At 72.6% G+C, this 13,318-nt stretch carries 14 protein-coding genes and 1 pseudogene; 8 read left to right on the plus strand and 7 right to left on the minus strand.

Translation table 11 applies throughout. From position 1 onward, the window contains the following. Positions 1-83 precede the first annotated feature (83 nt). The 3 genes from ACIRYZ_RS06860 (at position 84) to ACIRYZ_RS06870 (ending at position 2,749) form a co-directional block, all read left to right on the plus strand. Entirely contained in the window at positions 84-488 is a 405-nt protein-coding gene (locus tag ACIRYZ_RS06860) for a (2Fe-2S) ferredoxin domain-containing protein (RefSeq protein ID WP_402940495.1), read from the plus strand. A gap of 120 nt (positions 489-608) precedes the next feature. Further along, on the plus strand, positions 609-863 hold the full coding sequence (locus ACIRYZ_RS06865; RefSeq protein WP_402940497.1) for a hypothetical protein: 255 nt from the start codon (positions 609-611) through the stop codon (positions 861-863). 218 nt (positions 864-1,081) lie between these two features. Next, complete coding sequence (locus tag ACIRYZ_RS06870; protein WP_402940500.1) at positions 1,082-2,749, plus strand: fibronectin type III domain-containing protein; 1,668 nt, start codon at positions 1,082-1,084, stop codon at positions 2,747-2,749. Between the two features lie 63 nt (positions 2,750-2,812). On the opposite strand, the gene ACIRYZ_RS06875 is transcribed toward ACIRYZ_RS06870, so the two are convergent. Together ACIRYZ_RS06875 and ACIRYZ_RS06880 are read right to left on the minus strand one after the other, a co-directional pair. Beyond that, complete coding sequence (locus ACIRYZ_RS06875; protein ID WP_387631203.1) at positions 2,813-3,145, minus strand: YnfA family protein; 333 nt, start codon at positions 3,143-3,145, stop codon at positions 2,813-2,815. A gap of 73 nt (positions 3,146-3,218) precedes the next feature. After that, a complete protein-coding gene (locus tag ACIRYZ_RS06880) occupies positions 3,219-4,433 on the minus strand; it encodes a pyridoxal phosphate-dependent aminotransferase (protein WP_402940503.1) in 1,215 nt (404 codons plus the stop codon). A gap of 97 nt (positions 4,434-4,530) precedes the next feature. Here ACIRYZ_RS06880 and ACIRYZ_RS06885 point away from each other — a divergent pair. Further along, a pseudogene (locus ACIRYZ_RS06885) lies at positions 4,531-4,884 on the plus strand (winged helix-turn-helix transcriptional regulator); the annotation flags it as partial. Between the two features lie 303 nt (positions 4,885-5,187). Continuing rightward, a complete protein-coding gene (locus ACIRYZ_RS06890; protein WP_402940506.1) occupies positions 5,188-5,982 on the plus strand; it encodes an SGNH/GDSL hydrolase family protein in 795 nt (264 codons plus the stop codon). A 23-nt stretch (positions 5,983-6,005) separates the two neighbouring features. Here the strand turns inward: ACIRYZ_RS06890 and ACIRYZ_RS06895 are convergent, their stop codons facing one another. Continuing rightward, positions 6,006-6,656 carry a GNAT family N-acetyltransferase gene (locus tag ACIRYZ_RS06895; RefSeq protein WP_402940509.1) on the minus strand — a complete coding sequence of 217 codons (651 nt, stop codon included), beginning with the start codon at positions 6,654-6,656 and terminating at the stop codon, positions 6,006-6,008. 133 nt (positions 6,657-6,789) lie between these two features. On the opposite strand from ACIRYZ_RS06895, the gene ACIRYZ_RS06900 reads away from it, so the two are divergent. Continuing rightward, entirely contained in the window at positions 6,790-7,725 is a 936-nt protein-coding gene (locus tag ACIRYZ_RS06900; protein ID WP_402940512.1) for a pentapeptide repeat-containing protein, read from the plus strand. 103 nt (positions 7,726-7,828) lie between these two features. Here the strand turns inward: ACIRYZ_RS06900 and ACIRYZ_RS06905 are convergent, their stop codons facing one another. From ACIRYZ_RS06905 to ACIRYZ_RS06920, 4 genes are all read right to left on the minus strand, one after another. Then, positions 7,829-8,461 carry a TetR/AcrR family transcriptional regulator gene (locus tag ACIRYZ_RS06905; RefSeq protein WP_402940515.1) on the minus strand — a complete coding sequence of 211 codons (633 nt, stop codon included), beginning with the start codon at positions 8,459-8,461 and terminating at the stop codon, positions 7,829-7,831. A 63-nt stretch (positions 8,462-8,524) separates the two neighbouring features. Next, complete coding sequence (locus tag ACIRYZ_RS06910) at positions 8,525-8,848, minus strand: hypothetical protein (protein WP_393027937.1); 324 nt, start codon at positions 8,846-8,848, stop codon at positions 8,525-8,527. Beyond that, positions 8,845-9,330, minus strand: coding sequence for a DUF6232 family protein (locus tag ACIRYZ_RS06915; protein ID WP_402940518.1), 486 nt, complete (start codon positions 9,328-9,330; stop codon positions 8,845-8,847). Before ACIRYZ_RS06915 ends, ACIRYZ_RS06910 begins: the two co-directional genes overlap by 4 nt. Before the next feature lie 183 nt (positions 9,331-9,513). Then, positions 9,514-10,413, minus strand: a complete 900-nt coding sequence (locus ACIRYZ_RS06920; protein ID WP_402940521.1) for an aminoglycoside phosphotransferase family protein — start codon at positions 10,411-10,413, stop codon at positions 9,514-9,516. Positions 10,414-10,487: 74 nt separating this feature from the next. Here ACIRYZ_RS06920 and ACIRYZ_RS06925 point away from each other — a divergent pair, with 74 nt between their 5' ends. Together ACIRYZ_RS06925 and ACIRYZ_RS06930 are read left to right on the plus strand one after the other, a co-directional pair. Then, complete coding sequence (locus ACIRYZ_RS06925; RefSeq protein WP_402940524.1) at positions 10,488-10,640, plus strand: hypothetical protein; 153 nt, start codon at positions 10,488-10,490, stop codon at positions 10,638-10,640. Positions 10,641-10,796: 156 nt separating this feature from the next. Next, positions 10,797-13,318 (plus strand): Tex family protein (locus ACIRYZ_RS06930; RefSeq protein ID WP_402940527.1); only part of this gene is annotated, 2,522 nt, incomplete at its 3' end.

Genomic DNA, 13,318 nt, shown 5'->3' on the forward strand with positions numbered 1-13,318 from the left:
GAGGGTCCCCGGGCGCCCGGTACAGTTCCGGTGCAGAGCGTGCCGCCGACCAGGGCTCGCCGACCCGAGGGGGAGCAGAGCCGATGAGCCGCCGTGACCGCGACCGCAAGCAGGGTGCCGGCTCCCCGGTGACGGTGACCGTCTGCCGCGGCTGCTGCTGCGGCACCGAGGCGAAGCACCCGGGGGTGGACCACGCGGGGCAGTACGAGCGGCTGCGGACCGCGGTCGGCTCGGCGGGCCGGGTCCGCGCGGTGAAGTGCCTGGACGTCTGCACCCAGTCCAACGTGGTGGTGGTCGGCCCCTCCAGTGAGGGCCGGGCGGCGGGCGGCCGTCCGGTCTGGCTCGGCTTCGTGCTGATGGACGAGATGATCGACGACATAGCCGCCTGGGTGCACGCGGGCGGTCCGGGCCTGGCCGACCCGCCCGGTCTGCTCGACCTCCAGCTGATCTCGGTCTCCCGCCGGGTGCGCGAGGCCCTGCCCGACTGACTCCCTGACCGGCCGGATCATTACTGACCGATTGTCAGATCGACGTCCCGGGGCGGCCGTGAGACCGGACCACTACCATGACCGGTGCATCGAGTGGTTCCGCGCCGAGGGAGGAAGACGATGACGACGGTCTGCCGCATCTGCGCGGGCACCGGCCGGACCGCCGGCCTCAACTGCCGTACCTGCCAGGGCACCGGTACCACCGAGGTGGGCGGCGGGGGCGGCAACTGTTTCCTCTGCGACGGCACCGGGGTGTATGTCCGCTACCGGGTGGACGCGACCGGCGCCAAGCAGGCCTACCGGGACGAGATCTGCCGCACCTGTGACGGCACCGGCGACCGGGCCGCCACGCACTGGGACGAACCGTCCGCCTGATCTGCACTCGTCGGTATCGCCGCCGCCTCGGGCCGGGCCCGTCCATGGCACCGGGTCAGGCTCCGGCGTCGAAGGGCCCCATGATCCGACGTCGGTTCGGTATGGACATGCTCTTTACCTGGCCTTGATCGAACGTTGGTGTTCGAGTGGGTGACGCGCTGACGCTCGTTCACCGGAAGTCCGCGTGCGGTCAACGCGCCGCTGACAGAGTCCCGCGCATGGATATCCCCAACATGGGCGTGCCGGCCAAGCTTGCCGACCGCATGAGCATGGCCGAGCAGCACGAGTACCTGCGGGCCCGCTTCTCCCGCCGCCGGATGCTGCGCGCCGGCGCCGTGACGGTGGGCGCCATCGCCGTCGGCGGTGCGCTGGGCAGCGGCACCGCGGTCGCGGCCCCGGCCGGCCCGCAGCTGCTGACGGGCGGCACGACGGACGGCATCGACGGCTCGCTGGTCGCGCCGATCGGGCGCCACCTCCAGTTCGGCCCCGAGCCGGACACCCAGTTCCGTGTCTCCTGGCAGGTCCCGGCACCGGTCAAGAAGCCGTTCCTGCGCTTCGGCAAGCACCCGTGGGACCTCAGCCACAAGGTCCAGGCCGAGGTCCGCGCCCTGCACACCCCGGCGCTGACCCCGAACAGCCAGCCGGTGGACCAGTACTACCTGCACGTGGCGCTGGAGGACCTGCACCCCGACACCACCTACTACTACGGTGTCGGCCACGAGGGCTTCGACCCGGCCTCGCAGCAGCGGATCTCCACCCTGCACACCTTCCGCACCGCGCCCGCCCGCGACCACCGCTGGGGCAAGGTGTACGAGCCGTTCACCTTCACCGCCTTCGGCGACCAGGGCGTCAGCTCGCACGCGGCCGGCAACGACCACGTGATCCTGGCCCAGAACCCGGCCTTCCACCTGCACGCCGGCGACATCTGCTACGCCGACCCGGCCGGCTCCGGCACCGACCCGGACAAGTCCGTCTACAACGCCCGGACCTGGGACGACTTCCTGGTCCAGACCGAGACGGTCGCCGCCACCGTGCCGTGGATGGTCGCGTACGGCAACCACGACATCGAGGCCTGGTACTCGCCCAACGGCTACGGCGGCGAGAACACCCGCTTCTACCTGCCGGACAACGGCCCGGACCCGCGCAAGGTCCCCGGCGTCTACAGCTTCCGCTACAAGAACGTCGGCGTCATCTCCCTCGACGCCAACGACGTGTCCTACGAGATCCCGGCCAACCTGGGCCTCTCGGCGGGCAAGCAGACCGCGTGGCTGGAGCGCACCCTCAAGGACCTGCGCGGCGACGAGACCGTCGACTTCATCGTGGTCTTCTTCCACCACTGCGCCTTCTCCACCACCGTCGCGCACGCCTCCGAGGGCGGTGTCCGCGAGGCCTGGGTGCCGCTGTTCGAGAAGTACCGGGTGGACCTGGTCATCAACGGCCACAACCACATCTACGAGCGCACCGACGCCATCCTCGGCAACAAGGTCTCGAAGCAGGTGCCGAGCGGCGCCACGATCGAGCCGGAGAAGGACGGCGTGGTCTACGTGACCGCGGGTGCGGCCGGCCGCAGCCTGTACAAGTTCGACGTGCCGGACACCTACGAGGGGCACGAGAACCACCAGGACGAGGTCACGACCTACTGCTGGAGCAAGGGCCGGGTGAAGACCCCCGAGACCATCCAGTGGTCGCGGGTGCGCTACACCGGCTACTCCTTCATCAAGGTCGACGTCACCCCGGCGCACCTGGGCCAGAAGTCGGTCATGAAGGTCACCGCGCTGACCGAGGACGGCAAGCAGATCGACAACTACAGCATCCTGCGCAAGGTCGGCGAGGGCTGGGACTCCGGGCGCGACGACGACGGCGAGGGCGGCGGCTGGGGCTGGTAGGCCCTGATCGACGCGACGGGCCCCGGTGCCGAGGAACTCCTCGGCACCGGGGCCCGGCCACGTTCAGCGCCGGGGCCCGTACATGATCACGGCGACCCCGGCCAGGCAGATCAGCGCACCCAGCACGTCGTAGCGGGTCGGCCGGAAGCCGTCCACGGCCATGCCCCAGAGCAGCGAGCCCGCCACGAACACCCCGCCGTACGCGGCCAGCACCCGGCCGAAGTGGCTGTCCGGCTGCAGCGCCGCGACGAAGCCGTACGCGCCGAGCGCCACCACCCCCAACCCGGCCAGCCACCACGGCCGTTGCTCCCGCACGCTCTGCCAGACCAGCCAGCAGCCGCCGATCTCGGCGACGGCGGCGAGCACGAACAGCGCGACGGAACGCAGGACGGTCATACGCTTGAGCCTAGGGCCTGTCTCTCGGGTCCTTGCCGGGTCCGACAAAACCCAAGAGACAGGCCCTGGGCGCTCAGCTCTGCCGGTACGTCGCGAGGAAGCGCCCGATCCGGTTGATCGCCGTCTCCAGGTCGTCGGCGCGCGGCAGGGTGACGAAGCGGAAGTGGTCCGGGCGCGGCCAGTTGAAGCCGGTGCCCTGGACGACGTGGATCTTCTCGCGCAGCAGCAGGTCCAGCACGAACCGCTCGTCGTCGACGATCCGGTGCACCGCCGGGTCGAGCCTGGCGAAGGCGTACAGGGCGCCCTTGGGCTTGACGCAGCTGACGCCGGGGATCTCGTTGAGCGCCTTGACCGCGATGTCGCGCTGCTCGGTGAGCCGGCCGCCGGGCAGTACCAGGTCGTTGATGGACTGGTGGCCGCCGAGCGCGGCCTGGACGGCGTACTGGGCGGGCACGTTGGGGCACAGCCGCATGCCGGAGAGCATGGTCAGGCCCTCCAGGTAGTCGGTCGCGTGCTGCTTGGGGCCGGAGACGACCAGCCAGCCGCTGCGGAAGCCGGCCACCCGGTAGGCCTTGGAGAGGCCGTTGAAGGTGAGGGTGAGCACGTCGTCGGCGAGGGCCGCCAGGCAGTGGTGCTCGGTGTCGTCGTAGAGGATCTTGTCGTAGATCTCGTCGGCCAGCACCATCAGCTGGTGGCGCCGGGCCAGGTCGAGGATGCCCTCCAGCAGCTCCTTCGGGTAGACCGCGCCGGTGGGGTTGTTGGGGTTGATGACCACGATCGCCTTGGTGCGAGCGGTGATCTTGGCGGCGATGTCGTCCAGGTCCGGGTACCACTCGGCCTCTTCGTCGCACAGGTAGTGCACGGCCTTGCCGCCGGCCAGCCGGACCGACGCGGTCCACAGCGGGTAGTCGGGCATCGGGACGAGCACCTCGTCGCCGTCGTCCACCAGCGCGGTGACGGCCATCTGGATCAGCTCGGAGACGCCGTTGCCGAGGTAGACGTCGTTGACGCCGACGCCCTGGACCCCGCGCTGCTGGTAGTACTGCACCACCGCGCGACGGGCCGGCAGGATGCCGCGCGAGTCGCTGTAGCCGTGCGCCCGGGGCAGGTTGCGGATGATGTCCTGGATGATCTCCTCGGGCGCCTCGAAGCCGAACGGGGCCGGGTTGCCGGTGTTCAGCCGCAGCACGCTGTGCCCGGCCTCCTCCAGGGCGTTGGCCTGGTCGACCACCGGTCCCCGGATCTCGTAGCACACGCCGTTCAGCTTGCTCGACTGCCGAAACTCCATCTGCGGCCTCCCGACCGTCACCACCGCTCCGTTGCTTCTGCTTTGTTCTACCAAGTTGGCACTTGGAAAGTCCAACCTTTTGGCTATGCTGATCCACATGTCACGCCGAAGCTACGACCAGTACTGCGCCGTCGCCCGCGCCCTGGACGCGGTGGGGGAGCGCTGGAGCCTCCTGATCGTCCGTGAACTCCTCGGCGGCCCGCGCCGCTACACCGACCTGCACGCCGACCTGCCCGGCGTCTCCACCGACATCCTCGCGGCCAGGCTCAAGCAGCTGGAGGGCGAGGGGCTCGCCGTCCGGCGCAAGCTGGAACGGCCGGCCAGCGCGACGGTCTACGAGCTGACCGGGCGCGGACGCGAACTGCGGCCGGTGATCGAGGCCTTGGGGGAGTGGGGGCTGGGCGCCCTGGGTGAGCAGCGGCCCACCGACGCGGTGCGGGAGCACTGGTTCACGGCTGGGCGCGTGACGGACGAGGCGGTCGTCGCCCCTGCATGACCGCCGCGTGCGGGGGCGGCTGCCGCGTGAAGGGGTGACCGCAGTGTGCGGGGGTGGCCGCCGCGTGCAGGGGTGGCTGTGTGAAGGGGCGGCGGCAAGGCCCCCGTCGCCGGCCGCCGCCCCGTGTGCTCAGGATGGCGCAGACCGATAAACGGGCAGTGGACGCGGAATGAGTGCCGGGCCCCGGCGTTCGGGCCCGCGGGCGCACACGTACGATCGTCGGACCGCGGAGCCATCTCAGGAGAGCGGAGGCAGTCCGTGCCCATCACCTACCGCAGCTACGTCGCCCTCGGGGACTCCTTCACCGAGGGCATGTGCGACGACCTGCTGCCCGACGGCCACTACCGCGGCTGGGCCGACCGGGTCGCCTCGGCGCTCGCCGCCGAGCACGCGGATCGGGTGGGGCAGGCGGACGGGGACTTCCGGTACGCCAACCTCGCCGTCCGCGGCAAGCTCATCGGCCAGATCCACGACGAGCAGCTCGCCACCGCCGCCGCCATGGGCGCCGAACTCGTCACCCTGGCCGGCGGCCTCAACGACGTGCTGCGCCCCGGCTGCGACATCGACCGGGTCGAGCGGCTGCTCGGCCGCTGCGCCGCCGACCTGCGCGCCGCCGGCGCCACCGTCGTCCTGTTCACCAGCACCGACCCCACCCGCAGGATGGCAGGCGGCGCCCGGCTGCTGCCCGCCATCCTGCGGATGAAGGCCTTCGTGCAGGAGCTCGGGCAGCAGGACGGCTTCGCCGTGGTCGACCTCTTCTCCGCGCCCTGCTTCGACGACCGCCGGCTCTGGGCCGAGGACCGCCTGCACCTGTCGCCCGAGGGCCACCGCCGGGTCGCCGAGGGCGTGCTGGAGGCGCTCGGCCGCCCCGCCGCCTTCGACTGGCGCGCCCCGCTGCCGCCCGCCGCACCGACCGGCCGCGCCGAGCAACTGCGCTCGGACGCCCGCTGGCTGGGCACCCACCTCGGCCCGTGGATCGGGCGCCGCCTCACCGGCCGCTCCTCCGGCGACGGCCGCCCGCCGAAGCGGCCCGAGCTGCTGCCGTACCGCTAGGCCCCGCTAGGCCTCCTGCTTTTTCAGTCCGCCTGCGTTTCCAGGACCAGGCTCGCCATCGGGGCGTGGGTGGTCCAGCCCAGCGAGGTGTAGAGCGACTGCCCCGCCACGGTGCCGACCAGTACGCCGGTGCGGGCGCCGGTCTCGTACGCGGCGGACTGCAGGGTCCGCATCACCACCGAGCCCAGGCCCCGGCGGCGATGCTCGGGGGCCGTCACGATCTGGTCCGGTACGGCCACCGGGCCGGCCAGGCCCGCCTGGCCCCGGGCGGCCAGGTGCCCGTCCTCGGTGCGCACCAGTACCCGCAGGATCCCGCCCCTGGTCCAGGTGGTCACGGTGTAGCCGGCCGGGAGCTCGGGCCGCTCGGGGCCGAGCGGGGCGGTCATCAGGAAGCCCGGCTGGTCCAGCCGCCACTGCGGGCCGAGCCAGGGGCGCACGGTGTCGTCCTCGGCGAACAGCTTCAGCCAGGTGGTCGGCGCGGTGATCGTCTCGGCGAGCTTGCGGACCTCGCCCTCGGTCGGCACGGGCAGCACGTGCCGGCCCACCTCCCTGGCCGGTGCGCCGACGTCGATGCTCCAGCCCCAGGGCTGCTCCACCGGATCGGCGGAGCCCCGGGAGACCGTCCAGCCGCTGATCCACATCCGGACCAGCTCGGTGATGCTCGGCTGCGACATGCTGTCTACTCCCCCGTGCGTAATAGCCTCTTTGCAGCTGCACATATTACCGATGTGAGGGTGGTCGTGCCCAGTAGGATTTCAGGGTTCACGGGGCCGGACCGGCGCCCCGCTGCTGGAGGGACCCCGGAACGTGCGCGAGACCGAGCCGCCGCAGGACCAGACGGCGGCCGCGCCGACCCCGCTCCAGTCCGACTGCGGCAGCTGCTTCGGGCTCTGCTGCGTCGCCCTGCCCTTCGCGGCCACCGCCGACTTCGCCGTCGACAAGGCCGCCGGCACCCCCTGTCGCAACCTGCGGACCGACTTCAGCTGCGGCATCCACGCGCGGCTGCGGGACAGCGGCTTCCAGGGCTGCACCGTCTACGACTGCTTCGGCGCCGGACAGCGGGTCTCCCAGGTCACCTTCGGCGGGGTCAGCTGGCGCGAGGAACCGGCCGGCGCCCAGTCGATGTTCGACGTGTTCCCGATCGTGCGGCAGCTCCACGAACTCCTCTGGTACCTCACCGAGGCGCTCACCTTCGAGGCGGCCCGGCCCGTCCACGCCGAACTGCGCCAGGCCCTGGAGGAGACCGACCGGCTGGCCGGCGGCACCCCCGAGGAGATCCTCGCCGTCGACGTCCCCGCCCACCGCCGGCGGGTCAGCGACCTGCTGCTGCGCGCCGGTGAACTCGTCCGCGCCGCCGTCCCCCGCCGCCGCGAGCACCGCGGCGCCGACCTCTTCGGCGCCCGCCTGCGCGGCGCGGACCTGCGCGGCGCCAACCTCCGCGGCGCCCTCCTCGTCGCCGCCGACCTCTCCGGCGCCGACCTGCGCCTCGCCGACCTGATCGGCGCCGACCTGCGCGACGCCAACCTCGCCGGCGCCGACCTCAGCTCGGCCCTCTTCCTCACCCAGGCCCAACTCAACGCCGCCCGCGGCGACGCCACCACCCGTCTCCCCGCCACCCTCACCCGCCCCACCCACTGGCCGGAGACGGCCGGTGCCCCCGTGCACGCCGCCGCCCCGCGCAAGCCGCGTGGCGGGGCAGGGCCGCAGGGTGGCGGCCGCTCAGGCAGGCCGCGTCGGCGGTAGTCCCGCCTCGCCGCTGCTCACGACCCGGCGCGGGGCCGGGTTTCGCGCTCCCAACGCCGGCTGCCCCGCGCGGGTCCGTGGGCCCGCGCTCGGGTTCTGACGCTCAGGCCTCGGCGTAGCCGTCGGTGAGGAGGTCGAAGGCGCGGGTGGCGTCGGCGACGGCGTCGGGGTGGAGGTCGTCGGCGGAGCGGCCGTCGTGGTGGATGCGGTGCCAGTTGTGCAGGGCGAGGACGCGCTGGGTGGCGGTGACCTGGGCGGCGAGCAGGGGTGCGGTGAGGTCGCGGGGCCCGGGGAGGTCGGGGGCCTCGCGCAGGGCGTCGGCGAGGGACTGTTCGGCGCGGGCGACGTAGGCGCCGACCCGGGCAGCCAGGCTCGGGGTGCCGTAGACCAGGGCGGTGAAGGCCAGTACCTGGGGGTGGTCGTTGAGACCGGAGACGGGGTCGCGCCGGGCGAGGCCGTCCAGGAAGTCGCGGCGCAGGGCGTCGAGCACCGTCTCGTCGGCGTCGCGGCCCCGGACCACCTCGGCCGCCTGCTCCTGGTGGTCGGCGAAGCGGTGGACGACCAGGTCCTCCTTGCTGGCGAAGTAGCTGAACAGGGTCGGCTTGGAGACCTCGGCGGCGGCCGCGACGTCCGCCACCGACACCTGGTCGAAGCCGTGCTCCAGGAAGAGCGCGATGGCCGCCTCGGAGATGGCCTGTCGCGTCCGCTCCTTCTTGCGCTCCCGCAGTCCACTCATGGGATCAGGCTAACAGCAGTGTTAACCGGGGCAGGTTTCTGACCCGGTAGGACAATTGCGAGCTCAGGAGTTGAGCGAGTCCAGGATCCGCCGGACCGACTCCACCACCGGCGCACCCGCCCGGACCAGCGAGGCCACCCCGGAGATGTTGCGCAGTGCCCGCCGCAGGGTGGACGGCGATGCCTCGGCGCCGTCGCCGATGGCGTCGAGCGACTCGTCCAGCACCTCCTGGTCCTCGGTCGGCACCTGCTCGCGCAACTGGTGGACGGCGGTGACGAGCTCGCGCAGCGCGGCCTGCGGATCGACCGGGCCCTGGTTCTTCACGATGCCGATGTTGTGGTCGCCGTGCTGGGTGACCGAGTCGCCGAAGTGGAAGGAGTTGCTCATGAGTAGACCGTCTTCCCCGTGTTGTGATCGCCGTACTGGGTGATTTTGTCGCCGATGTGGACGTTCTCGACCTGGAGTGCGAACTCGGCCTGGGGGTTGTCGATCGCCTCCATGATCATCTGGATCAGGTTGCCGATCTGCCGGGCGTCGTGGCTCACCACGGCGGTGGTCGCGGAGTTCGAGGTCTCGATGACCAGCTTGTACACCGCCCTCTGCCGCAGTCGGGTGACGAACCGGTAGAGGCAGAACAGGAGTGCGGCGACCAGCAGTACGCCCGGGACGGCGCGGGCCATCGACTGATCCGTCGCGTTCTTGGTGAGCGCGCCGAGGAAGCCGGCGGCGAACAGCAGACCGATCACCTGCCGGACGAACCTGATGACGGTCCGCAAGCGCTTGGGCGGCCACCACACCAGCTGCCGTGCCCGGGCGATGTGCTGCAGCGGGTACGCGTCCCCGCCGATCCACAGCACTCGTCGGCTCACCCTGACGTCGATCACACTCCGTGCCAATTCTGCCCCCTGCTGCTAGTGGCGGGGAGAACCATAGCAATGGCCCAGGACAGCGCGAGTGGTGGCGGAGGATCAGAAGCCCGAAGCCCTCGCGTACGGGCAGCGGGCAGCGCACCCGCACCACGTCGTCGTCGGCGAGGAGCCGCCGGGCCGCTTCTACACGCTGCGGTCGGCGAGGACCTCGCGGACGACGTGGCGGGCGTTCGCGGTCAGCGCCTGGTCGGTGTGGCGGTAGTAGGGGATCGTCACCAGGGCGATGGAGAAGGCCCAGGCGCGGCCGCGGGCCCACATCGCGTCGTCCGCGTGCAGGGCGGCCCGGAAGGTGGGGCGGGCGGCGGCGGGGAGCAGGTTCCAGGCGGCGATCAGGTCGGCGGTGGGGTCGCCGACGCCCATCAGGGCGAAGTCGATGACGGCGGCGAGCCGGCCGGTTCTGGAGACCAGCAGGTTGCCGGGGGTGAGGTCGCCGTGCATCCAGGTCGGCGGGCCGTCGTACTCGGGGAGGCGAAGTGCCTTGTCCCACAGGGCGGTTGCGGCCGCCGTGTCGATCGCGCCGGTCAGCTGGGTGATCGCCGCGCGGGTGGCGCCGTCCCGGGAGGCGAGCGGGACGCTGCGGTGCCCGGCGGGGCCGCCCGCGGGGTTGGTGGTGCGCAGGGCGTTGACGAAGCCGGCCAGGTCGCGGGCCAGGGCGTCGGGGGCGGCGAGGACGCCGACCGCCGGGTTGACGCCGTCGAGCCAGCGCAGCACCGACCACGCCCACGGGTAGCCCGCGGCGGGTCGGCCGACGGCGATCGGCGCGGGGACGGGCAGCGGCAGCCGCGGGGCCAGTCGGGGCAGCCACTGGTGCTCCCGGCGGACGTCCCCGGCCGCCCACTCCACCCGGGGCAGCCGGACGGCGAGTTCGGGCCCGAGCCGGAACATCGCGTTGTCCGTCCCGGCGGACCCGACCGGCGTGACCGGAAGCCCCACCCACTCGGGGAACTGGGCGGAGATCAACCGCCGTACCAGGGCCGCGTCGACGACCGGTTCATCGGGGTGCATCCGGGCGGCAGCGCACATGCCCGGCAGCGTACAGCGCAGATCGCCGGGCTTCAGCCGGATTTCCGAACTACCCGGCCCGATAAGGTGAGGAGATGGTGATCAGTCGGCGGACGGACGGGGAGCGCCGGGCGCTGCGCGCGGCGCCGGGTGCGTCGGCGCTGCTCACGCTCACCTCCGGCGGCCGGACCACGGTCATCGAGCTCGCCGCCGACGGCCGCCCCAGCGGCTCGCTCACGCTGCTGTGACCCGCACCCTCCAACTGGGCCCCGCTCAAGCCTGATTGGGCTCGCCGCCCGATCGCGCCACGCCCGCCGCCCCGGGCGCGGCCGGGAGCCGTCACCGGCACCTGCCAGAATGCAGGGCGTACGGCGAACGCACTGAAGGAGAAGGTGACCGGCTTCGTGACCACGCCAGTCGAACAGGGGGCCCGGCAGGCCCAGCAGGTGATCGAGCGGAAGATCGCCGAGGAACTGGGCGTCCGTGAGGGGCAGGTGAAGGCTGCGGTCGACCTGCTCGACGGCGGCGCGACCGTCCCCTTCGTGGCCCGCTACCGCAAGGAGGTCACCGGCTCGCTGGACGACGCCCAGCTGCGCACCCTGGAGGAGCGGCTGCGCTACCTGCGCGAGCTGGAGGAGCGCCGGGCGGCCGTCCTGGAGTCGATCGAGGCCCAGGGCAAGCTGGACGACGCGCTGCGCGCCCAGGTGCTCGCCGCGGACTCCAAGGCCCGGCTGGAGGACATCTACCTGCCCTTCAAGCCCAAGCGGCGCACCAAGGCGCAGATCGCCCGCGAGGCGGGCCTGGAGCCGCTGGCCGACACCCTGCTCGCCGACCCGACGCAGGACCCGGCCGCACTCGCCGCCCGGTACCTGAACGAGTCGGTGGCGGACGGCCCCGCCGCCCTGGAGGGCGCCCGCGCGATCCTGGTCGAGCGCTTCGGCGAGGACGCCGACCTGGTCGGCTCGCTGCGCGAGCGGATGTGGACCCGGGGCCGCCTGGTCGCGAAGGTCCGGGACGGCAAGGAGGGCGACGGCGCCAAGTTCGCCGACTACTTCGACTTCGCCGAGCCCTACACCAAGCTCCCCTCGCACCGCATCCTGGCGATGCTGCGCGGCGAGAAGGAGGAGGTGCTCGACCTCGAACTCTCGCCCTACGACGGCGAGTCCGCGGGCGACCTGCCCGGCGAGAACGACTACGAGCAGCGCATCGCCGGCCGCTTCGGCATCGCCGACCACGGCCGCCCGGCCGACAAGTGGCTGGGTGACACCGTCCGGTGGGCCTGGCGCACCCGCATCCTGGTCCGGCTCGGCATCGACCTGCGCGGTCGGCTGCGCGCCGAGGCCGAGGAGGAGGCGGTCCGCGTCTTCGCCGCCAACCTGCGCGACCTGCTGCTCGCCGCCCCGGCCGGCACCCGCGCCACCATGGGCCTGGACCCGGGCTTCCGCACCGGCGTGAAGGTCGCCGTGGTGGACGCCACCGGCAAGGTCGTCGCGTACGAGACGATCTACCCGCACCAGCCCGCCAACAAGTGGGACGCGGCCCTGGGCACCCTGGCCGCGCTGGCGAGGAAGCACGACGTCGACCTGGTCGCGATCGGCAACGGCACCGCCTCCCGGGAGACCGACAAGCTCGCCGAGGACCTGATCAAGCGCCACCCCGAGCTGAACCTCACCAAGGCGATGGTCAGCGAGGCCGGCGCCTCGGTCTACTCGGCCTCGGCGTTCGCCTCCCAGGAGCTGCCGGACCTGGACGTGTCGATCCGCGGTGCGGTCTCCATCGCCCGCCGCCTCCAGGACCCGCTGGCCGAACTGGTCAAGATCGACCCCAAGTCGATCGGCGTCGGCCAGTACCAGCACGACCTGAGCGAGGTGAAGCTCTCCCGCTCGCTGGACGCCGTGGTCGAGGACTGCGTCAACGCCGTCGGCGTGGACGTCAACACCGCCTCGGCACCGCTGCTCACCCGGGTCTCCGGCGTCACCGCCACGCTGGCCGACAACATCGTGGCCCACCGCGACGCCAACGGCCCGTTCCGCACCCGCAAGCAGCTCAAGGACGTCGCCCGGCTCGGCCCCAAGGCCTTCGAGCAGTGCGCCGGCTTCCTGCGCATCCCCGGCGGCGAGGACCCGCTGGACGCCTCCAGCGTGCACCCCGAGGCCTACCCGGTGGTGCGCCGCATCCTCGCCTCGACCGGCGGGGAACTGCGCGAGCTGATCGGCAACAGCGAGCGGCTGCGCGCGCTGCGCCCGGCCGACTTCGCCGACGACACCTTCGGCGTCCCGACCGTCACCGACATCCTCGGCGAGCTGGACAAGCCGGGCCGCGACCCGCGCCCGGCCTTCCGCACCGCCGTCTTCAAGGAGGGCGTCGACAAGATCGGCGACCTGGAGGTCGGCATGGTGCTGGAGGGCGTGGTCACCAATGTCGCCGCCTTCGGCGCCTTCGTGGACGTGGGCGTCCACCAGGACGGGCTGGTGCACGTCTCGGCGCTGTCGAGGAACTTCGTCAAGGACCCGCGCGACGTGGTCAAGCCCGGCGACATCGTCAAGGTCCGGGTGCTCTCGGTGGACGTGCCGCGCAAGCGGATCGGGCTCACCCTGCGGCTGGACGACGAGGTCGGCCGCGAGCGCGGGGACCGGGGCGACCGCGGCGACCGCGGCGGCGACCGGGGTGACCGGCAGGCCCGCCCGCCGCGCCAGGAGCGGCGCGGTGGTGGCCAGGGGGGCCAGGGTGGCCGCGGCGGGCAGGACCGGCGCGACCGGGGTGACCGCGGCGACCAGGGCGGCTTCGGCGGCGGCGCGCCGGCCAACAGCGCCATGGCGGACGCGCTGCGCCGCGCTCGGTCTGCTGCACCGCGCGGTGGCGGCCGAACCCGGGTTGGAAGCGGCCCGGGAACTGCTGCAATCACTGAGCGTGGCCGGGGCCGCCG

The sequence above is a fragment of the Kitasatospora sp. NPDC101155 genome, from assembly GCF_044768305.1.
Lineage (GTDB): Bacteria > Actinomycetota > Actinomycetes > Streptomycetales > Streptomycetaceae > Kitasatospora.

Excerpts from the sequence above, each read along its gene's own strand:
- ACIRYZ_RS06860 (WP_402940495.1), top strand. The coding sequence starts at position 84 with ATGAGCCGCCGTGACCGCGACCGCAAGCAGGGTGCCGGCTCCCCGGTG.
- ACIRYZ_RS06865 (WP_402940497.1), top strand. The coding sequence starts at position 609 with ATGACGACGGTCTGCCGCATCTGCGCGGGCACCGGCCGGACCGCCGGC.
- ACIRYZ_RS06870 (WP_402940500.1), top strand. The coding sequence starts at position 1,082 with ATGGATATCCCCAACATGGGCGTGCCGGCCAAGCTTGCCGACCGCATG.
- ACIRYZ_RS06875 (WP_387631203.1), bottom strand. The coding sequence starts at position 3,145 with ATGACCGTCCTGCGTTCCGTCGCGCTGTTCGTGCTCGCCGCCGTCGCC.
- ACIRYZ_RS06880 (WP_402940503.1), bottom strand. The coding sequence starts at position 4,433 with ATGGAGTTTCGGCAGTCGAGCAAGCTGAACGGCGTGTGCTACGAGATC.
- ACIRYZ_RS06895 (WP_402940509.1), bottom strand. The coding sequence starts at position 6,656 with ATGTCGCAGCCGAGCATCACCGAGCTGGTCCGGATGTGGATCAGCGGC.
- ACIRYZ_RS06905 (WP_402940515.1), bottom strand. The coding sequence starts at position 8,461 with ATGAGTGGACTGCGGGAGCGCAAGAAGGAGCGGACGCGACAGGCCATC.
- ACIRYZ_RS06910 (WP_393027937.1), bottom strand. The coding sequence starts at position 8,848 with ATGAGCAACTCCTTCCACTTCGGCGACTCGGTCACCCAGCACGGCGAC.
- ACIRYZ_RS06920 (WP_402940521.1), bottom strand. The coding sequence starts at position 10,413 with ATGTGCGCTGCCGCCCGGATGCACCCCGATGAACCGGTCGTCGACGCG.
- ACIRYZ_RS06925 (WP_402940524.1), top strand. The coding sequence starts at position 10,488 with ATGGTGATCAGTCGGCGGACGGACGGGGAGCGCCGGGCGCTGCGCGCG.